We start from the raw sequence: 21798 nt of genomic DNA on the forward strand, positions 1-21798 counted from the left end.
AGGAAAACATCCGATGGCAATTTTGGGCGCACTTATGAGAAAGCTTCTCCATATTGCTTACGGAGTCATTAAAACTGGCAAGCCTTTCGATCCTAATTACTGTCAAGTTGGTTGACTTTTAAGACGGTATCTGTACTAAGATCAGTTAGTTGTTAGTTGATTTATTGTCGTTCGATCAAGATCCTGCGCAATAAATCCAAAGCAGAACAAGAACTGAGATAGCGTATCAATTCTCGACCTCTACGCTCTCCAAAACGGTATTCGCGACCGATAGTTTTATTGTCTGGACTAGCAATACCAACATAAACTAAACCTACAGGTTTAGTCTCCGTACCTCCTGCTGGGCCTGCTATACCAGTAATTCCAATTCCCCAATCAGTTGCCAAACTTTTTTTTACTCCCAATGCCATTTGTTCGGCAACAGTTTCACATACTGCACCGTATTTTTTTAGATCCTGGGAATTGACTTCTAAGAGATTTTCTTTGATTCGATTGGCATATGCCATGATGCCGCCCACAAAATAACTAGAACTACCAGGAACTTCGGTTAGCATTGCCCCCAAGCCTCCTCCCGTGCAAGATTCGGCAACGCTGAGAGTTTGATTGCGATCTTGTAATAATTTACCCACCACAGAAGCTAAAGTATCTTCATTACTACCAAAATAATCTAAGCCAGCAATTTGTTTGATTTCTCTAGTAACAGGCTCAATTAAAGCTAGTGCTTCTTTTTCAGAGTCGGCTTTTGCTGCCACTCGCAAGCGAACTTCTCCTTTTCCAGCATAGGGAGCGACAGTTGGATTTGGCGAATTAAATAAATGAACTACTTTTTCTGCCAATGCAGACTCCCCAATACCACGAAAACGCATCATTTCACTATAAATACTACTTTTGCCCCATCCTTGGCTTTTGAGAAAAGGAACGGCAGTTTCCTGCCACATACGATACATTTCTGAAGGCACTCCAGGAAAAGTCATAATAGTAATTCCTTCTTTAGGCTGCCAGATTATACCAGGGGCTGTACCGTTAGGATTGGGTAGGGTTTTTGCTCCTTGAGGTACTAAAGCTTGTTTGCGGTTACTAGGAGTCATTTCTCGTCCGACAGAAGCAAACTTGCGTTGAATGTCTTCAATAATTTCGGGGTTTTCTTCTAAAGGGGTACTAAAAAAACTGGCAATAGTCTCAGTAGTTAAGTCGTCGGGAGTTGGTCCCAAACCGCCAGTAAAAAGTAGAATTGACGAGCGACTGAGAGCAGTTTCTAAGACTCGGTGAATGCGATCGACATTATCCCCTACAACAGTTTGATAATAGTGAGGAATTCCTAATTTAGCTAGTTCTAAAGCCAAATACTGACAATTAGTATTTAGAATATCTCCTAAAAGTAATTCTGTGCCAATACAAATAACTTCTGCGCTCATTAATTTTAAAATTTATAAATGAAAAATATTTTCTGGTATTATCTATTGCCGCTGTGAGTACTGCGCCAAACTTGCCAAACTTGGCAAATTTGCCAAGAAAGCAACATGGTTGCACCAATCGCATAACCCCAACCACTAGGGATATTGGAAAAACCCAAAGCAAGACTACCGACCCAGAAGGTCAGACTATAAATAAATAAAACCGTTTGACGCTGGGATATACCAGACTTGAGCAACCAGTGGTGTAAATGACTCTTGTCAGCAATAAAAGGAGATTTTCCTTTCCAAATCCGAGAAAAGATCACGGCAGACATATCCAAAATTGGTACTGCCAAAATTAAATAAGGCAAAACCACCGCCGTAATAGCAGTAGTTTTTACTAAGCCAACCACGCCCACTGCTGCTAAGGTAAAGCCCATAAAGTATGCCCCCCCATCCCCCATAAAAATTTGCGCGGGATTGAAATTGTAGCGTAAAAAGCCTAAAGCACCGCCCGCCAAAGCAGCCGCAATTAAAGCAGCCGCAGGTTGATCCATAAACAGAGTAACCACAAGCATCACAAAAGCAGCAATGCCCGAAACTCCCGCAGCCAATCCATCTACTCCATCAATCCAATTGATTGCATTTGCCATACCCACTAGCCAAACTACGGTAACGGGCAAACTCAACCAATAAATTTTAATTAGAGAATAGACGGGAAAAGAAACAAAATCAATTCTCACTCCCATGTACCAACAACCAGTAGCTACAGCTAGCTGCATTAGCAACCGCGAAATAGGAGTCAAATTAAAAAGATCGTCAGCAAACCCGATCCCAAAAAACAAAATACTGCCAATAATCACCGTCCAAATTTCCTTGACCTTGTTAGGTGCTAAAGCAGAAAATCCTCCCAACAGACTAACGATAACTAAAGCAGCAATTGTCCCCGCAAAAATCGAAACCCCGCCTACACGGACAACGGGGTTTTTATGAATCTTTCTCGCATTCGGTCGATCTACTATACCCAGCTTCAGACCAAGAGTTTTCACGTCGGGAATAGTCCACAACACGATCGTCATAGAGACTAGGAAAGCAATCAGATGATAAAGCTGAATGGGCATCTGAATTTAGGCGTTCTCGAACGACTAGTAAGAGTGTGAATATAAAAGAATTTCAACAAAATAGCAACATTTAGCCATTGATTATAGCTAGATGTCGCTATTTGTCTAGTTCTAAATTTTAGCTGGAACGGGAATTGTTAGATAAGGATAGAGAGGAAAGCGAGCGCACAAATTAGCAACTCTTTGCAAGCAGTCTTGTTGAACTACTTCATCTTCAGGATTTGTTAGTTTATCAGCAATGATGTTGGCAATCTCAGTAAATTCAGCGTTACCCATACCTCTAGTAGTCATGGCAGGAGAACCCAAACGCAAGCCACTAGTTACAAAGGGAGATTCGGGATCGAAAGGAACGGTGTTTTTGTTAGCAGTAATGTTGACTTGACTAACTAAAGCATCAGCTTTTTTACCAGTCATACCAATACTGCGGAGATCGACCAGAATTAGGTGATTGTCTGTACCGTCCGAAACTAGTTTAAAGTCTCTATCTTTGAATCCTTGTGCCATCGCTTGAGCGTTAGCAATTACCTGAGCAGAATATTCTTTAAACTCTGGTTTAAGTGCCTCGCCGAAAGCTACGGCTTTACCTGCAATTACGTGTTCTAAAGGTCCGCCTTGAGTGCCAGGGAAAACCGACTTATTAAGTTTTTTGGCAAGTTCGGGATCGCGAGTCAAGATCAAACCACCTCTGGGACCGCGTAAGGTTTTGTGAGTGGTGGTAGTTACTACGTCACAATGGGGTATGGGATTGGGATGGTGACCGCTAGCTACTAGACCTGCAATATGAGCGATATCTGCTAATAAATAAGCACCAACTTCATCGGCGATCGCTCTAAATTTAGCGAAATCAATAGTGCGAGGATAAGCAGAGTAACCACAAATAATTAGTTTGGGACGTTCTTTAAGAGCTAAATCTCTAATTTGGTCGAAGTCTAACTGTTCTGTATCTTTATTTACCCCGTACTGAACTACATTAAACCACTTCCCAGAGACGTTAACGGGAGAACCATGAGTGAGGTGTCCGCCGTGGGACAAGTCCATACCCATGATCGTGTCTCCTGGCTTTAATAAAGTCAGAAAGACTGCAAAATTAGCTTGCGCACCAGAGTGAGGTTGTACGTTTGCCCCTGCTGCACCAAATAATTCTTTAGCTCGATCGATCGCTAATTGTTCGGCGCGATCAACAAATTCACAACCACCATAATAGCGTTTGCCTGGTAAACCTTCTGCATATTTATTAGTTAATACCGAACCTTGGGCTGCCAATACCGCAGGAGAAGTAAAATTTTCACTGGCGATCAATTCCAAGTGCGATCGCTGGCGATTTAATTCTAGATCCAAAATTTCTGCAATGGCTGGATCTGCTTGCGCGAGAAAATCTAAACTGTTTTGAGTCACTATACTTATATTAATTTCTGTAATTTACGTCGATCTTTAATCTCTATGCTATCTAATTTCAGCGACCGTTGAAAACCATTGTCTCTGACATAGTTGCATTACAGTTAATTATTTTTACATTAAACTGACGTTTTCTTAACCTTTATTTTTGTGACTGAGATCGTAACTGTACTCAATAATAATTTTTATAAATGAGTTAGTAGTTCGATAAACATATTTAATCTCAAACAATTCTTTAGTCATTGCGTCACTGTAATATTTTAAAATACACAAATCTGTTTTTGATTATTTTTTTACTTGTTTATTCAGTTGATACCAGAAAAAGTGCGTATCAATACCAAACATTATTCTTATTTAGTTGGTTTTTATGTTTTTAGAATATTTATTTAAAGATCCTATTTTTTACATTCGAGTTGTTGCGGTTCTAATTATTTCTATTTCTTTACACGAATTAGGACACGGAGTTGCAGCTATTTCTCAAGGAGATGATACTCCCCTAGTCAAAGGACATATGACCATGAATCCTGTAGTTCACATGGGAATCCATTCCATCTTCTTTCTACTTTTAGCAGGGATGGCTTGGGGACAAATGCCCGTTAATCCTAGTAAATTTCGCCACCCAAAATGGGGGAATATCTTAGTCTCGGCTGCTGGTCCTCTAACCAATGTAGCATTGGGGATGCTAGCAGTATTAGTAATTAATTTAGCTTTGTATTTTTCCTGGGGTAGATTGATTAGCTTAGAGTTTTTTCGGATTATTGCTATTTTCAATTTTGCCCTTTGTTTGTTCAATTTAATTCCTATTCCACCTCTAGATGGATATCATGTAGCCAGCGAAATAATTCCTGAATTAAAAGCTTTGGGACGTTCTCAGTTTGGACTAGCTTTATTTATGATTTTGTTTATTAGTGGTATTGGCGGGCAACTATTTGTTTTTGCAGCTTTCATGGTTGACTCTTTGATATTTTAATCATATTTTAAAATTTGTCCTCTGAAATATCTCAAGTTTTTAGTCAAAAAAGCCACTGTAGCTTTGACATTTTACTGTTAAGCTATGTGGCACTATTTATAGTTAACAACCATAAAAAACTAAAATTATAATTAAAAGGGAATTAGACTTCTGGAGGATTAACAACCGTGATAGTTATGATTACAGATGAGCAAATTTTATCAGCCAAACAAATATGCCAAAACTGCTTAATGGCAGATAGTAGCGGTCAACCTCGGTGGCGTGGAGGACAATTAGGCTGTGGTCGAGCTTTACAAGATGCTAGCCCTAGACAAGCAAAAATATACAAGTGTCAGATGGGTTTCAATGTTACGGAAGTGAATTAGCTAATCTATCTGTAGTTTGCGTTATCCTGATAAATATCTAATTGCCCCAGAGGTTTATTTTAAATTAAAAGTTTTAGGGAATAGTTTTTATGGGAAGGCGAGCTTTTACAGATAACAAAGACCGTTTTTTTGGCGCGATCGTCTACCTATTGGCTTTAGCAGATGTAGTTGGTTTGGGCATAGGATTATTATCAGTCGTTCCAGCTTTGTCTCCTTTATTTAGCATATTGGGAATATTATTAACTCCTGTCATCATAATTTATGGCATCATTCCTGGAGGATTTGGCGGACTACTGGTATTTTTCGTTTTAATGGCAGCAGTAGTGAATAATCCAAAAATAAGCTATTTTATTCGCTTTAACACTATGCAATCAATATTAATGGGTATTGCCGTGTCTTTAATTCAAATTGTTTTCGGGACTTTGGGAGTATTGGGAGTAATAGGTATATTGGTTTTTCTAGTTGTAATGCCAATTAGTATTTATTGCATGGTGCAATGTGCTATGGGAAGATATCCCGAAATCCCCTCTTTTTCTAAATTTGTTTATGATTTAGTACGTTGAACATTGAGTTGCAAACGTAAATTGTCAATCAATTTAAACAACTTGATTGGACAAGCAACCAATTCCTTCAATTTCCACCCGAACTTTGTCTCCTGGTTGCATCCCATTAACACCTTCGGGAGTACCAGTCAAAATAATATCCCCTGGAGTTAAAGTCATAATATGAGAGATATAAGCAACTAGCACTTCGGGAGAAAAAACCATATCGCTAATGGAAGCTGATTGTTCGGGAAGGTCGCGATCGTTAATAAAAGTTTTAATTCTTGCTTCTACACTTAATTCACGAACTATCCAAGGTCCTAAAGGGCAAAATGTATCAAATCCTTTGGCTCTAGTCCATTGTCCGTCTTTTTTCTGCAAATCTCTAGCTGTTACATCGTTAGCGATCGTATAACCCCAAATACTTTTTGCTGCTTGTTCGGAACTAGCATGACTACAGCGATCGCCTATAATTAAAGCTAATTCTCCTTCATAGTCAACTCTTTGAGATTGAGCGGGATATAGAATATTTTGCCCTTCGGCAATAATAGTTGTAGGAGGTTTAAGAAACAAGAGAGGTTCTTTTGGTACATTAGACCCCATTTCCTGAGCGTGTTTGAAATAATTTTTACCTACCGCCACAATTTTAGAAGGTACGCAAGGAGCGAGTAATTTGTAGGTATCTAGAGGATATTCTAAATCTGTCACTTGCCCCCCCAGCCAAGGAGGTGCATCGAATACAGCCACGCTACGATTAGCTTGTAGCGAGCCGTAATAAACTTGGTCGCGATTGGTTTTTATGCGGACATAGCGTTGTGCCATAACAAAATTCATTAATGACTATCGATAGAAATTAAACTCAAAATATACTTTACAATGCTGTCTTAAGTTAGCTCAATTTTAAGTGAATCTGCCCAATACAAATTAAAAACTGGTAATTAGGGGTCAAGTAATAGTAAGATTGTAATTCCTTGCCTCATATTTGGTAGCTCATAAAAAGCAAAAAATAATAGAGGCCTTATCGTCCACAAGGAGAAATATTTAAGATGAGCAGCAGCTATGAAATGATGTACATTCTTCGCCCCGATTTGTCAGAGGACAAAGTGGCTGAGTCTGTAACTAAGTATCAAGAATTTATCACCGAAAGAGGTGCAGAAAACATTGAAATTCAAGTTAAAGGCAAAAGAAGATTGGCTTACCCTGTAGGTAAATATTTAGATGGTATTTACGTTCAAATGAATTATCAGGCTGATGGCAGTCAGATAGCACCTTTAGAACGAATGATGCGCTTGAGTGAAGATGCAATTCGCTACTTAACTATTAAATTGAAAAAGCGTGCGATTATTGCCGCTCAAAATGCAGAAGCTAAACCGATTACTGAAGCAGAAAATTAGAATCTAGTTTCTAACACTTCTAAGCGATCGCCTAGCTCGATCTTTCCTTCATTTTGCGGAATCATATTCACGCCAAACATAACCCCTTGTTCGCTTAACTGTCTGAAAGTTCCCAGCGTATTTAGGGGTTCTTTTGCTTGGTTTTTTCTACCTTGTTCTGGATCGATAGTAGTAATAATACAGCGACTACAAGGCTTGACTACTTGAAATCGAATTTCACCAATTTGAATTAAACTCCAGCGATCTTCAATAAAAGGCTCGCTACTATTAATAACTATATTCGGTCGAAAACAGTTCATCGACACTGCTTGTTTTTGTGAAAGATGAATTTCGACAATTCTTTGATTTAATTCTTCTAGAGAAGCTGTATTGGTCAACATTATGGGATAGTTATCAGCAAAGCCCAGGGGTACATCTTCTTCACCAGGATATTTTCTGGGGATGGGACGAATATGTTCGGAAGATTGTTGAACCAAGCGACAAACTTTGTCCTCAGCTAAATTTAAAAATCGATGAAACCAAGCTGCAATTTCATCTCCTCGATCAATCGCTAAAATACGATCGCGCCATATTTCCACCTCAATAATATTTCCTGTAGGCACAAGAGAAAAAGATAAACTGGGAAAACTCCCATCTTTTAAACTGAGAGCAATAATGCGATCGCTAATTTCAACTTTAACCTTAGCTAATTGAGGAAATTGCCTTTGAGTAATAAATTTACCGCTGCCAGATACAAGCATCATTTCTCGATCCCAGAGAAAACCCTTGGTTCTAACTTCTGCCTCTAGTAGATTGATTCCTTGACAAGATTTAAGAGGATAAACACACAGTTGCGAGACAATCATAAGCGGGGATAAAAGCGCGAAAGTGAAATAGGGACAATAATTTATAGAGGAGATTTTGTTTTCCCATCATCGATCGGCGAATTTTTTCGATCGTTATGTTTGTTTTGTAAGGCAAAATTCTTGATTCGTCCAGTTTTATCCCCAAGGATTTATTCGTCCTCGATGCTAAAATAAGTATCAATAGTACTTGGAACGATTATTATGATCCGTTGCGCGATCGCTTTAGGCAGTAACCAGGGTGACTCTCTGACTATTTTAGAAAAAGCCTTATCTGTATTAGATCGAGTCCCAGGAATTGTTCTCCAAGCTACTTCTAGTTGGTATCGAACTAAACCCTTCGCCACTCCTCAACCTCAGCCAGATTATTTGAATGGTTGTGCTTTACTATCTGTCGAACAAAGTCCTGAAGAATTATTAACTATTTTACAAGCTACAGAAATTCAATTTGGCAGAGTAGAGAAAGGTACGTTGCAGCCTAGAACTCTGGATTTAGATTTGCTATTGTACGAAGATTTAATTTTAGATACGCCCAATTTGACTATTCCCCATCCCCGCATGGCAGAACGAGCTTTCGTTTTAGTACCTCTAGCGGAAATTGCTGCTGATTGGATCGAACCAAAATCTCAAAATAGGATCGGGCAACTTCTCAAGCAAGTAGATATATCGGGAGTAAAACCTTACACAACCGTTTAAATTCACTAATTACAACTTTAAAATTAGTAATGAACTGTGCCGTCGGGCATTATTGTTCCTGTTAATTTTGCCTTATCAAAAATGACATCTTCAATATCGGCATCTTGAAGATTAGCTTGACATAAATTGGCTTTAGTGAAATTAGCTCCTCTGAGCTTTGCCCCCTCAAGATTTGCGCCGATTAAATTAGCTCTGGTGAAATTTGTACCGCGCAACTTGGCTTGCTGTAAATTTGCACTTTGCAAGTTAGCATAACTTAAATTTGCCCAACGCAAATCACATCGAGTTAAATTAGATTCTGATAAATTGCTAGCAAACAAATAACTATGACTGAGGTGAGTTGCGATCGCCCTCACACCATGGAGATTTGCTCGATAGAAACTAGCTGATTGTATTTCCGATTCAAAAAAGTTAGCTCCAGATAAATCTGCCAGATCGAAACTAGCATCGGTCAAACAACTTTCGCTAAGATTGGCTCTATTTAACCTAGCTTCGGTAAAATTGGCTCGACGTAATTTTCCTTGACGTAAAGAAGTACCGATTAAATTACAACGGTAAAAATTAACGGTTTTACCCTTGACCAACCTCAGATCCGAACCAATCAAATTGGCTTCGGTAAAATCGGCATCCACTAAATAAGCAGATTGTAAATTAGTTCCTGTTAAGTTGGCTCTGGTAAAATCAGCATCGATCGCTTCTGTTGCCTCTAGATTAGCTCCTGTCAAATTGGCTCGACACAATAAAGCATTGGTAAGATCGGCGTGGCTTAGATTAGCTTTAACTAGATAAACTTCCGATAAATTAATATTGCGCAGATCGGCATTTTGTAAATCAATCGCTGGTTTATCCTGGCGATCGAGCCATTTGAGCCAGCTAGATGTACCTTGTTTTAATTTTGTTAAATGCTCGATATTTGCCACAAATCTAATTTACCTTGCGATCGCTTCAATCTTGATTTCTCAATCTATTATCCCTGCTTGAGTCCCAGGTAACAAGAACTAAGTATTTTTCCCTCATTCATTTTGCTTTAAATAAAGACTATCTCTACCGCGCACGCTTTCAATCGCTTCTAATGCAGCTGCCGATCCTGCCAAAATATCCCTTTCCTCTCCTCCCAGATAAAGCCTGCCAAAACTACCAATGGCAGTAACCTTGAGAATATTAATTAGGGCTGCTTTTTCTGCTTCATTAGCAGCTAAGGCTGCATAGGCTGCGGGTTGCACTTCTAAAACATATAAAGTTTGTCCCGCTAACAACATTTGTCCGCGACAGTCACGATTGACTAATTGAGCTTGATAGGGGTCGATATTACGAATAATTTGGCTGGAAACTACTTTGGGTTTTAAGCTATCTTTTTGATTGACTCCCAGGGCACTTAGGATTGCTCTTCCTGCGGCTTTAACTTCCCCCTGCTTGTTGGAGTGAATTTCTAGTAATCCATAAAGTCGCTCTACAAATTGAACTCCTGGGCGCACCACCGCAGATTTGAGGGCAATATCGGTAATCCGATTAATTTCTATCCCAGGAGAAATTTCAATCCATAAAGACGCATCTCCTGGTAAGGGCAAAAACCCTAAAGAGACAGTACCGATATAGGCTGCGTGTTGAGATTGCAATCTATCTAAATATACATAACTACGAAGTTCTACGCCCAAAATCCCAGCCCTCTATGTTTGCAAGAAAAAAGATTTAACTAAACCATTCTCCAGCTAACCAGTTTCTGTCGACTATTGTAAAGAGTCAAATTGTCAAACTTCGACTACACTGGGATAAATTTAAGCATACAATCTCTAATTTCATTCAATAAAACTGTTTACAATCAGATTGTCATAGATTCATTTTTGTTAAAGCATAATAGAAAGGAACTATTAGATTACATGGTTTAGACTAATAAAGTTAAATAGTAAAATATTTTCCTGAAATCCTCTGGATAAAAGTCTTATTTAGCAAACATCAGTGTTGACCTATATTATGTATATTTAAACTTTTCTATTGCTACTTTCTATATCTGACTATTTCTTATGAACGCCCCTAATATGAGTCCATTTTTATTCGTAACCGATCTAGACAATACTCTAGTTGGTGACGATGCTGCTTTAAATCGTCTCAATCAAGAGCTAGCTAGTCATCGCCAACAACATAGTAGTAAAGTTGTCTATGCTACAGGGCGATCGCTTTATTTGTATCGTTTATTGGCAGAAGCAAAATCTTTGCTGAAACCAGATGCCCTCATCACTTCAGTAGGGACAGAAATGTATTTTGATGAAAATCATGAAGAATACGATGCAGAATGGGCGCAAATCTTATCTCAGGGATGGAATAGAAGTAAAATAGTTGAAATAGCCAGTCAATTTCCCGACTTACAATCTCAACCCCAATCGGAGCAAAATCCTTTTAAAATTAGCTATTACTTGGCAGAAGCAGTAGCGAAGGAAACCATTGACAAGTTGAAGACAGCATTGAAGAAAGATGGATTTAGGCTCAAGTTAATTTACAGTGCGGGTCAAGATTTAGACTTGTTACCTACAAATGGCGATAAAGGTTTAGCCGTGAAATTTTTACGTCGAAGATGGAATATAGCAGCAGAAAACACTATTGTTTGTGGTGATTCTGGTAATGACATTTCCCTGTTTCAAGGTCAGGAAAAAGGCATCATTGTCGGCAATGCTAAACCAGAACTAATTCAATGGTATGAAGAACATCAAAATAGCAATCTTTATCTAGCTAAATCTAACTGTGCGGGAGCAATTCTCGAAGGATTAAAGCACTTTTGTTTTTTATAAACATACTTGAGAAGAATCAATCATACTGGGAAATTTAGTAAGATGGACTATACCCCCACCTTACTAAGCTGGCAAACTGTTTCAATCTCAATTATGTAGATTGCATGACTTGAGCAATAGTAGCGATTAATTCTTGTTCTGGACAAGGTTTAACTAAATAAGCAGCAGCCCCAAGTTGCAAAGCCATTTTACGATGTTTTTCGCTATCGCGAGAAGTTAAGATAATAACTGGTAATTGCTGATATTCGGGATTATTCTTCACTGCTTTTAAGAATTGAAAGCCATTCATCATGGGCATTTCTAGATCGCAAACTACTAATTCAACCTGTTCTGATTTTTTCAATTCTGTTAGAGCATTAATTCCATTGTCTGCCTGTAATACTTGTTTGCTAACTTTTTCCAAAGACATGGCAATAGTTTGGCGCAGACTATTAGAGTCATCAACGACTAAAAGAGTTTGAGGCAAAGTGGAAATATTGGATGAGGAAGCTACAGGCGGCAACTGTTCTGCTGGAGAAAGATTGCTGCTAGGTAAAGCTTGCAAACTATTGCCTCCCAAGAAAGCTTGCTGACTCATAGCATTACTGCGATATTTAGAGTCTTTAAGCAATACCGTCCCATCTATGACCAAGGTTAGACTGCTATCTTTTAAGACACTACAGCCATAAACATAGCGCGGAGGAACGATCGCACTACCAAGAGGTCTAATTACCAACTCTTGCTCTCCCAATACCCTATCTACTTCAAGACCAACAAAACTGTCTTGGCGACGTAACAGTAAGATTGGATTATTGAGACTCGATTCCGATGCTCTTAGCTTATCGATAGTACGAGGGTATTCAATCATTTGCGAGAGCTGTCGAACTGGAATCATTTCCACATCATCTTTGGTTTTCCAGTGTAAAATCTTTTGTCCTTCAAATATTTGTACTTCTTTAGACGTGGGGAGAATAATTCTTTCAATAGCATCGATTAATAAGGCATAGGTCATACCCGAAGCCTCGGTGAGCATTAACTTAGCGATAGTTAACGTTAAAGGAATTTGTAGGGAGAAAGTCGTTCCTTTTCCTGGAGTAGATTCGATGGAAATAGTACCGTCCATTTCTTCAATTTGCGATCGCACTACATCCATTCCCACTCCTCTACCAGATAAATCGCTCAGTTTATCAGCTGTAGAAAAGCCTGGTTCAAACAATAATTCTAATAATTGAGATGGCGAAGTCACCGCAGCTTGTTCGGGGGTAATTAATTTTTTTTCAATTCCCGTCTGCTTGATTTTTTCAATGTTAATTCCCTTACCATCATCTCCTACTTGAATTACCGTTTGGCTGCCTTGATAGTAAGCCCGCATAAAAACCGTTCCCGTTTCGGGTTTGCCTGCCTGCAATCTAGCTTCGGGGGTTTCTAAGCCGTGATCGAAAGAATTACGAACTAGGTGTAATAGAGGGTCATAAAGTTTTTCTTCGATAGTTTTATCAATCAGAATATGACCGCCAATAATATTAAGTTCGGCTTTTTTATCGTGAGTCACCGAAAGCTGTTTGAGCATGCGAGGAAAACGATTGAATAGCCTACCAACAGGAGACATTCTCGTATCGATCAGTTCGTCTCTCATATTTAACAACATTCGCTGTTGTTTTTGAGTGTCTCTTTGTGCCTGTTTATTATGGTTTTTAATCTTTTCGGCAATGGTCACTAGTTCTGAATTACTATTACCAGTTAATTCTAGTAATTTATTCAATCTTGTTTCGGGGTTATCTAATCCAATTGACGGTAAGACAGATTTGTAATCTTTACGAGGCGAATTAGTCAGATGATTTAATTTATCTGGTTATTCAGATAAAAGTTGTTGTTGTTGGGGAGAAAGGTATAATTCGTCTACGAGTTCGACTAGTTCGTTAACTATTTGCTCGCTATAGCTAATTTTCTCGATTAATTGTTGAACGAATTCGCCAATTCTCTCGTCTTTTAAAATATTTTTATTTTGGTTTATTAGTAATTCTCCAATTAAATCGTTTAACTTTTCTAGAGAATCTAAATTGACCCGAACGGTTTTATTTACTTTTTGAGGTGTCTTTGATTGATTATTTTTAGTTTTTGTAGAACCAAATCGAGATTTTCTAACATCTCTAGTAGATATTTCTTGAGCAGGAGTGACTTTTGTTTTTGGTTTAAATATTTCTGTAGGAGTTGTGGGGACGATAGAGGTAGATGAATGCTGGTGAAGGTCTACTTGAGATTCTTCTATAGGTTCTACAAAAGATTTGACCTCTTCCTCTCCCCATATTTGGCTGGTTAATTCTCCCGAATCATTATCACTATCTTGCTCAAATTCATTAAACTCTGAGGGTAAAGCTTCGGTAAATTCACTGGTTAGAGATTCCGAACCAAACATTTCTTGAACGCTTTCTTCTGAAAGATCGTTAGACCCTGAGGTAGAAGTTTCAGTAAATTCACTCGTTAGAGATTCTGAACCAAACATATCCGCCGCGCTTTCTTCTTCTAACTCACTTTCAAAGCTAGAATCGATAGTCTCAATTGGACTGGAAAACATGAAATCTGACTCAGCAATTTCTTCTTCTGGAGTAGTTTTTTTAGACAGATTTTCTACATTTATCGTTCCCACAAACTGTTGTAGTCGAGCAGAAGGCTCGCCACCTCGATCGCGATCCCCTTCCATGACTTGTTGTTGTGCTTGTTGCAAGTTGGCAATCGCCGCTTCAGTAATTTCTTTAACCAGGTCGGGATTGACTTCCAAAGCTGTCAAAATTGTCTGAGCGATTTCGCCCAAACCAGATAAATTGAGAGACTGGGATAACGCCAAAAAGATCTCTGCTTGAGACTGCAAGACCTCTTTCATATTATTAGAATCGTCTTCAGTCAGAGCCGCAGCAAGCTCTTGAATTCGTTCGGGGACGACCGACTCAAAGAAAGACTCGACTACATCCAAACCCAATTCTTCAGAAGTAGGAAAAGCATCTTGATCGCTCAAATAATCGCCAAAAATCTCTGTTAGTTCGGCAAAAATTCCTGCAGCCCGATTGAGAATTTCTTCGCGGTCGATTGGAGCTTTACTAAATTCTGCCGTTAACGGTATTCTCAAACAATCATAACTAGCGTAAAGCAATTTTTTAGTTTGATGGTCAATTTCTAATTCAGGATTATACAGAGCTTTAAAGACATCTTCCATCGAATGAGCGACGGTTTTGATAGTTTCCAACCCCACATTTGCCGCACCTCCTTTAAGAGTGTGAGTGGCTCGCATTAGCTTATTGACCCGCAAAGGGCGATCGCTGAGTTCTATATCGCCATCGTTAATGGCAAACAACTCCTGTTCGATAGTTTCTAATAGTTCGGGAGCTTCTTCTAAAAAATATTGATAGGCTTGGTCGCGAATACTAGGGTCGGTAATCATTGTCGAATAATTCTCTAATATATAGTTGAGTAATATAAAGATGGGAATCCTGAAATAGATAGTTACTATTCCAGAATCCCTGGTTAAAAGGTAACAATCCTTACTTGACTTTGAATTGAGATACGCTAGCCTGCAGGTTATTTGCCAGTTTTTCTAATTCCTCAAAAGAAACAGAAATTCTACTGGAATCTTGGGAGGTTTCATTAGCAATTTCCGCTACCTGTCCCATTACTTGAGTTACCGAAGCAGCCTCTTGAGTTTGAACGTTAGCGGCACTGGTGATTGCCTGAACTAGGTCTTTAATTTCAGCAGTAGCTGATACAATTTCATTCAAGCTTTCGCGAGTTTCGTTAACTAAATTCGTACCTTCAGATACTTGTTCGACTCCAGCCTCCATAGCTGCCGATACTTCTTTGGTTTCTTCTTGGATTTCTCGTACTAGTTTTTCAATTTCAATAGTTGCTTCCGTCGATTGCAAAGATAAGTTCCTTACTTCATCTGCTACTACGGCAAATCCTTTACCATATTCTCCCGCGCGAGTTGCTTCTAGTGCCGCGTTTAACGCTAGTAAGTTGGTTTGGGTGGCAAAGCTACTAATTAGGCTCACAACCTTAGAAATCTTTTGGGAAGAATCGCTCAAACGTTTGACTCGTTTTCCTGCATCGGCTACAGTCTGACGAATACTAGCAATACTGTCTACCGTATTATTCATAGCGCGATCGCCCGATTGTACGGTCTGATTGGCTTGCTCGATCGCAAATTCTACTTTTTGTGCATTTTCAGTAGTGACTGTCGAAGCATCAATCATTGCTTGGACTCGATCTAAAGCTTGTTGCAATTCTTCTAACTGTTTTTCAGATTGAACGGACAATCCTTTAATAGCAGAACTACTAGAGCCTGTAGTTTCAGTTACCTGAGTCGCAGCAATTTGTACTTGTTCTACAATGCCTTTCAAAGAATCGAGCGTAGTATTATAAGCCCCTGCTACCGTACCAATTTCAGTTTCGGTCACTTTAGCTCTGACGGTCAAATCTCCGCTAAATGCAGGTCTGACAGTGGTTAAAATATCCAGAGCTTGTTTTTGCAGTTCTTCGCGAGCCGCTTTTTCACGAGCCACGGTTTTCTCTAAATCTTCCGATTGAATCCGTAGCTGTTCGTAATAGTCAATTTGTTGGATCGCAATACCCAATTGAGTAGCTAACTGAGCGATCTGCTCGGCTTCCACCTCTTGCCAATTTCGGGCACTAGAGTTTTGATAGACTCCCAACAGTCCCCAAAGTTTTTCATCTTGGAAGATGGGGGCAATAATATAAGCTTTTGCTTGATATTTTTCCAAAGACTTGACATAACATTCGGGAAATTTTTGTCTGTAGATATCGTTAACAATAGTATATTTTTTACTATCGCTAGTATATTTACCACCCCTGGTTCGTTCCAAGTAAGTATCGGTTTCGGTGATATCGTCTTTTGCCCACTTACGCAATACACATCGAGCGTTTTCTGTGCGACTGCTGCTGATGTCGCCGTCTTTATCTTGAGCTACCAATAACGAAACCCAATCGCCAGAAATAGTTTCGGCTACTACTTGACCCGTAAAATCTTCGTTAAACTGATAAACTATGGTGCGGTCTACTTCTAAAGTGCGATTTACTTCTTGGGTAGTAATTTCAAATACTTCATCAATGTCTTTCGCTTTACGAATCTTTTCGCTGATTTTGCTGCTTGTCTTGTCTAGTTCTGATTGTCTTTTGAGGGTAGTGGTGTAGTTAATTTGCTGCATTGCCACCCCAACTTGCAGACCTAGTTGTCTTAGGGTTTCAATTTCATAATCTTGCCAGCGTCGCGCCCCTTTATTTTGATAGCAACCAATGATACCCCACAGTTTTTTGCTGCCAAACATATCGCTATCGGCGATAAAAATCGGTGCTAAAGCGTAGGCTCTTGTTTGCATTTGCTCTAAGAGTTCGACATGGCATTGTTTGTGACCCTGAGTGTAGATGTCTTCGACGCTGAAGGTTTCGCCATTTTTGTAACGCCCACCTTTGGTATTTTGCAGAAAAGTATCTTCGATAAAGGGAATAATTTTAGTCAAATCCGACCAACCAGGAGCGACAGAATCTGCCACAAAATTACCGCTCCAGTCAGGATTAAAACGATAAATCGCTACTCGATCTACATCGAGAATTTCACGTCCTTTATCGGTGGCAATTTGCCAAACTGCTTGCTCATCTTTAGATAAACGTAGTTTCTCTAAACTTTTAGCCAAGCTTTTTTCTCGTTTGAAAGCCAATTCCATTTGTTTGGTTTGGAATTCAACATTACGCAAATAAGCAGTTTGCTGTAGGGGCTTAACCATCCGCACCGCATATTCTTGTAGCTGGGCGATCTCTGCTTCTTGCCAATTGCGAGTAGTGGAATTTTGATACACTGCTACCAATCCCATTAGCTGATTGTTGCTGTGAATTGGTACGATTATGTAGGCTTTTGCCTCTATTGACTCAAATTTTTCGAGAACCGAAATAGACAGCCCTTTGCTGTGGATATCATTGGCAACATAGTAAGGCTCAAATTCTCCGCTTTTGAAGTGGAAGTCATAATCTAAGGTAGAACCGATAGGCTGCCATTTATCCCCTTTGGATTCTACCAAGATGCGACCGCTCCAGTCGGGATTGAAAGCGAATACTACCGCCCGATCTACTTTCATGGAAGCGCGAATTTTATTGAGCCAGCTTTCCATCATTTGCTCGGCATTCTGACTAATAGAAGTCAAAAAGTCTTGTTCGGAAATCAATTCGGCTTGTTTGGCTTTAAACTTCAGGGCGCGAAGTTCGCTAGTCTGTTGGAGAGGCAAATCAAATTTAGGTGCATATTCCATTACTAGCTGCACTTCTGATTCTTGCCATTCGCGAGGTTTGGAGTTTTGATAGACTCCCAGCATTCCTAAAAGGCGATCGCCCGATTTAATTGGTACTATTATATAGGCTCTTGCTTCTAGAGCTTCAATCTGTTCGATAAAACAACTAGCAATCTCTTTTTTCTTGATATCGTTGGCGACATATTTGTCTTTACAGTTATTGGGAGTGATAAAGCAATCGTTATCGAAGGAATTAGCTGCTTTACCCCAAGCCAGGTCTACGGACTCGGCAATAATTTCACCACTACCATCGGGATTGAAACCGTAAATAAGAACGCGATCGGCAGCCAAAAATCCACGAATTTGCTTTAGTTTGCGCTCCATTGCCTGTTGAGTTTGGGAATGGATTGCTGCCACGATATCTTTGCTATCTAAAGCTGCTAGCTGTTCGGCTTGAAATCTAGCATCGCGAATCAAGCTAACTTGCTGGAGGGGATAAGCAATTTTGACGCTATATTTCTGCATCCCTTCCACTTCAAACTTTTGCCAGTCGCGAGGAGCACTTTGGAAAATTGTTACCATGCCCAACAGGCGATCGCCAGATTTAATGGGAATAGCAATATAAGACTTGGCTTGAATCGACTCGAAAGAAGCAATCAAACAGCGAGGAAATCCTTGTTGATAAATATCGCTAACTACATAGCTTGGCTGACAATTTTCGCTAGTAATAGTGTTATCGTAATCAAATACCGTGCCAGCCGAAGAAAATTGCTCTGAAATTGATTCAACTATAACTTCTCCGCTACCGTCGGGATTAAAAGCATAAATCCAAGCGCGATCGCCATTGAATTTCTGACGAATTTCAGCGACGGTTTCACCCATCAACTGTTGCATCGACTGTTGGATGCTGGTTTCTAAATCTTGGCTATTGTCTTGAAAATAATTGCTTGGGGACTGCAAAACGCGAGTCATCTCCAAAGACAATTGATAGAGTAGGTTAATTTCATCTTCTTGCCACTGGCGGGAGCGATCGCACTGCTGCACGACGAGTAAACCCCAGACTTTATTTAATTCGTAGCCTTCAATATCTCCTGAATCTATTAAAATTGGCAGTGCTAGAGAAGACCGCACCTGGAATTTTTCTAAAAGTTGTTTTTGATAGGGAGTAATTTCCGAACTATCTACATTTTCAATGGCGATGAGGTTTTTGAGGTAAAAATCAGTTTTTTTTTGTCCGCCAAAACAATTACAGTCAAGCACTTCATCAATAGCAGGAGTCCAACCAGGTACTAATGCTTCGGCAATATTTTCCCCTTTAGTTTCGGTCGTCGAACGGTAAAGCAGTACTCTATCTGCTTGTAATTCCTGCTGGACTATTTTGACTAAATTACGGGCAAACTCATCTTGATCGATCGATTGGCGAACTTGCTTGACGACTTTCCACAGGCGATCGCGTTCTTGCTTATATAAACTTTTTTTTATTTTTTGCACTAAATCTGATTTAGTGCTATTAGAATCAACTGCTGTATTGGACAAATTTGGCTCTTGATAAGTATTTGATGAATCCATAATTTTGCTTTTTCCTGATTAATTGGTACAAATAATTGGCTGGCTATACAAATAAATTAACTATAAGATTACCGATCAAGTAGAGTAGTTGAACTCGGTTTTTATGGAAAAGAAATAAAATATTTCTTCTGCATCAATGAGCATGATAATGTCATTTTCAGCACTGGTAAAATATCCCTGTAAAAAAGGCAAAACATCCTCAGAAAATATTTCTGCTGAAGAAGATTTAAACTTTGACAGATCGTGTTCTATTAAATTATCAATTCCCGAAACAACCAAACCAATAGACTGACCGTTAACTTGAACGACCATAACTAAAAGTTCTTTGTTAGCTTCATTTTCATCCAAAGGAGGAGGGTATCCTAACAAATTTTCTAAATCTACAATCCAGAGCATTTCACTGCGCCAACTATAAATACCTAAGACACAGTAGAACATTTGGGGAACTGGTAAGATATCTTCAACAGAAATAGTAATAACTTCAGTAACAATTTCTGCATCGAGTAAAGCAATATCTCCTTGAACTACAGACTTATGACTTTTTTCAGCTTTACCTAACTGAAACTGTAAAAATTTGCGGACTTGTTTAGAATTTGACTGAACGCTAGAATTGTTAGCAAAATTCAGCGATAAAGAATTGGCAGATGTGCTTAACATTATGTCTCGATCGTAATTTTAACTAGCAATCAGTTGCTGTACTTTGTCAATTAATTCATTGCGGTCAACTGGTTTGGCTAGATAAGCATCCGCCCCAACCACATCACCCCACATTTTGTCAGCTTCTGTTGATTTGGAAGAACAGAGGATGACGGGAATTTTTTTGGTAGCTAAATCTGCTTTAAGAGTACGGCATAATTCAAAACCGCTCTTTCCACCCATGACTACATCTAAAACAATTAAATTAGGTTGATATTGATTTACTTGTGCGAGAGCTTCTTCTGCACTTTCTACATCCATTACGGTTAAACCAGCCTGCTCTAAATAGGTAGTAGTGGTTCTGCGATCGGTTAAGCTATCATCGACTACTAAAACTTTACTCATAATTTATGATGTTCTCCAGAATTAAAACAACGAGACTCTTTTATTAATAGTTCCCGAAAAGGAAATTAAAATAACATTTTTTTTAGGGATTATTTTAAATAGCAAAAATTTATATATTTTAATTTGGTGGGAAAAATTTTTAGATTTAATTTATATTTGTAAATTCTGACTATTTTTTATGAAGATTGTGAAATGATGTGCTTTTCAATGATGTTAATTATTTTATCAATTTGTATTGGCTTGGAAATAAAACCATCAGCACCAGAAACTTTGGCTCTCATGCGGTCGATAATGCCATCATTGCCAGTTAAAAAAACCACGGGAATATCTTTTAATTTTTGTACTCTTCTTATCTGAGTACAAATTTCATAACCATTCACGATTGGCATACCAATATCCAAAAAAATTAAATCTGGATTATTTTTAATTAAACAAGGTAATGCCCGTAAAGATTCTTGAATGCTAATACAGCGATATCCGTATTGAGTAATAATTTGCTCCATGATTTTGCAGATTTGGGCGCTATCATCAATACAAGTAATTAGTGGCTGGTTCAAATCCCCAACCTTTTGGCGAATAGAAGTTTTTTTATGACTTTGAGGCGGTCTAATATCTTGGACTTCAATAATATCTAATAAGTCTTGTTTTACATAAGGGATTAATGAAGAAGTTAACTTGCGAACATCTTTGCCCATTCTCGAACTTAGATCTCTTAAAGTACGTTGACCATCTAATAAACGTAGGAAATTTTGATAAACAATTCCCGATACTTCTTCTCGCAAACGATCTTGTTTTCGCATTACTGGGGCTAAATTAGGCGACCATTTAGTTAGTCCTTTTTGTTGCCAAATTAACCAAGCTTTATTAGCATCATGAATAACCTGCTCTACATTAACTAATGAAATAGACATTTGCATTCCAGAAGTTAGAAACGAAGAAGTAGAGGCAATTTCGGAAGTAACTCTTAATTGTTGTTTGTCTTCTAGCTGCAATAGATCGAACAAAATTTCTGTGGCTCTATTTTTTATTAGTTCTATAGCTTGTTTGCGATCGAGTAATTGACGCTCTAATAAGTTATTTAAGATATTGTAGTCACCACAGTCCGCTCTTCTGGTAAAATCTATATCTAAAGTATACCAATCAGCCTGCGGGCAGTGTTTATCAATTAACCTCTTCCAAGAACGATGTGGATGAATGCCTCCATCTGCCCAAACCAATCTGCCCAAGCAAAGATATATACTCCACACAGTACTACTACTTCCTTGAATGTTTATTTGACCTGTAAACTGTTTGTGTTTGAAATATATAAAATTATTTAATAACTTGTTTGGGTTTTTATCCTTCATGATTTTATATATTTGGGTCGAACGAGGTCATAATAAAATCAAGTTTTTGCTTAATTTAGTTTTAATAATCA

19 protein-coding genes are annotated in these 21798 nt (G+C 38.7%); 6 read left to right on the forward strand and 13 right to left on the reverse strand.

All coding sequences use genetic code 11. The features are described 5' to 3' along the window. Positions 1-161: 161 nt before the first annotated feature. From AC33VI_RS19220 to glyA, 3 genes are all read right to left on the reverse strand, one after another. Positions 162-1415, reverse strand: a complete 1254-nt coding sequence (locus AC33VI_RS19220; RefSeq protein WP_491783871.1) for a competence/damage-inducible protein A — start codon at positions 1413-1415, stop codon at positions 162-164. Positions 1416-1453: 38 nt separating this feature from the next. After that, positions 1454-2515: a glycosyltransferase family 4 protein gene (locus AC33VI_RS19225; RefSeq protein ID WP_491783872.1), complete on the reverse strand. Its 1062-nt coding sequence runs from the start codon at positions 2513-2515 to the stop codon at positions 1454-1456. 111 nt (positions 2516-2626) lie between these two features. Then, the gene (gene glyA, locus AC33VI_RS19230) at positions 2627-3910 is read right to left on the reverse strand and encodes a serine hydroxymethyltransferase (protein ID WP_491783873.1); all 1284 of its coding nucleotides are present in this window, start codon (positions 3908-3910) and stop codon (positions 2627-2629) included. Positions 3911-4277: 367 nt separating this feature from the next. On the opposite strand from glyA, the gene AC33VI_RS19235 reads away from it, so the two are divergent. The 3 genes from AC33VI_RS19235 (at position 4278) to AC33VI_RS19245 (ending at position 5808) form a co-directional block, all read left to right on the forward strand. After that, positions 4278-4880: a site-2 protease family protein gene (locus tag AC33VI_RS19235; RefSeq protein ID WP_491783874.1), complete on the forward strand. Its 603-nt coding sequence runs from the start codon at positions 4278-4280 to the stop codon at positions 4878-4880. Between the two features lie 176 nt (positions 4881-5056). Continuing rightward, positions 5057-5245, forward strand: a complete 189-nt coding sequence (locus AC33VI_RS19240) for a hypothetical protein (RefSeq protein WP_491783894.1) — start codon at positions 5057-5059, stop codon at positions 5243-5245. A gap of 89 nt (positions 5246-5334) precedes the next feature. Then, complete coding sequence (locus AC33VI_RS19245) at positions 5335-5808, forward strand: Tic20 family protein (protein ID WP_491783875.1); 474 nt, start codon at positions 5335-5337, stop codon at positions 5806-5808. A gap of 33 nt (positions 5809-5841) precedes the next feature. Here AC33VI_RS19245 and AC33VI_RS19250 read toward each other — a convergent pair whose 3' ends face one another. Beyond that, complete coding sequence (locus AC33VI_RS19250; RefSeq protein WP_491783895.1) at positions 5842-6609, reverse strand: fumarylacetoacetate hydrolase family protein; 768 nt, start codon at positions 6607-6609, stop codon at positions 5842-5844. 224 nt (positions 6610-6833) lie between these two features. On the opposite strand from AC33VI_RS19250, the gene rpsF reads away from it, so the two are divergent. After that, the gene (gene rpsF, locus AC33VI_RS19255) at positions 6834-7181 is read left to right on the forward strand and encodes a 30S ribosomal protein S6 (RefSeq protein WP_491783876.1); all 348 of its coding nucleotides are present in this window, start codon (positions 6834-6836) and stop codon (positions 7179-7181) included. Here rpsF and AC33VI_RS19260 read toward each other — a convergent pair. Further along, positions 7178-8026, reverse strand: a complete 849-nt coding sequence (locus tag AC33VI_RS19260) for an MOSC domain-containing protein (protein ID WP_491783877.1) — start codon at positions 8024-8026, stop codon at positions 7178-7180. The genes rpsF and AC33VI_RS19260 overlap by 4 nt on opposite strands. 201 nt (positions 8027-8227) lie before the next feature. Here AC33VI_RS19260 and folK point away from each other — a divergent pair, with 201 nt between their 5' ends. After that, positions 8228-8719, forward strand: a complete 492-nt coding sequence (folK, locus tag AC33VI_RS19265; RefSeq protein WP_491783878.1) for a 2-amino-4-hydroxy-6-hydroxymethyldihydropteridine diphosphokinase — start codon at positions 8228-8230, stop codon at positions 8717-8719. 23 nt (positions 8720-8742) lie between these two features. Here the strand turns inward: folK and AC33VI_RS19270 are convergent, their stop codons facing one another. Beyond that, on the reverse strand, positions 8743-9639 hold the full coding sequence (locus AC33VI_RS19270) for a pentapeptide repeat-containing protein (protein ID WP_491783879.1): 897 nt from the start codon (positions 9637-9639) through the stop codon (positions 8743-8745). Positions 9640-9732: 93 nt separating this feature from the next. Further along, complete coding sequence (gene ccmP, locus AC33VI_RS19275; protein ID WP_491783880.1) at positions 9733-10374, reverse strand: beta-carboxysome protein CcmP; 642 nt, start codon at positions 10372-10374, stop codon at positions 9733-9735. 366 nt (positions 10375-10740) lie between these two features. Here ccmP and AC33VI_RS19280 point away from each other — a divergent pair, with 366 nt between their 5' ends. Continuing rightward, positions 10741-11502, forward strand: a complete 762-nt coding sequence (locus AC33VI_RS19280) for a sucrose-phosphate phosphatase (RefSeq protein WP_491783881.1) — start codon at positions 10741-10743, stop codon at positions 11500-11502. 91 nt (positions 11503-11593) lie between these two features. On the opposite strand, the gene AC33VI_RS19285 is transcribed toward AC33VI_RS19280, so the two are convergent. The 6 genes from AC33VI_RS19285 to AC33VI_RS19310 all read right to left on the reverse strand — a co-directional run bounded on the left by AC33VI_RS19285 (position 11594) and on the right by AC33VI_RS19310 (position 21727). After that, positions 11594-13243: a response regulator gene (locus AC33VI_RS19285; RefSeq protein ID WP_491783882.1), complete on the reverse strand. Its 1650-nt coding sequence runs from the start codon at positions 13241-13243 to the stop codon at positions 11594-11596. Positions 13244-13333: 90 nt separating this feature from the next. Next, entirely contained in the window at positions 13334-14917 is a 1584-nt protein-coding gene (locus AC33VI_RS19290; protein WP_491783883.1) for an Hpt domain-containing protein, read from the reverse strand. A 100-nt stretch (positions 14918-15017) separates the two neighbouring features. Beyond that, positions 15018-19340, reverse strand: coding sequence for a GAF domain-containing protein (locus tag AC33VI_RS19295; protein WP_491783884.1), 4323 nt, complete (start codon positions 19338-19340; stop codon positions 15018-15020). A 75-nt stretch (positions 19341-19415) separates the two neighbouring features. Next, a complete protein-coding gene (locus AC33VI_RS19300; RefSeq protein WP_491783885.1) occupies positions 19416-19997 on the reverse strand; it encodes a chemotaxis protein CheW in 582 nt (193 codons plus the stop codon). Positions 19998-20015: 18 nt separating this feature from the next. After that, complete coding sequence (locus tag AC33VI_RS19305) at positions 20016-20381, reverse strand: response regulator transcription factor (protein WP_491783886.1); 366 nt, start codon at positions 20379-20381, stop codon at positions 20016-20018. 176 nt (positions 20382-20557) lie between these two features. Next, positions 20558-21727, reverse strand: coding sequence for a response regulator (locus AC33VI_RS19310; protein ID WP_491783887.1), 1170 nt, complete (start codon positions 21725-21727; stop codon positions 20558-20560). Positions 21728-21798: the final 71 nt, after the last annotated feature.

It is taken from the genome of Waterburya sp. (genome assembly GCF_058530065.1).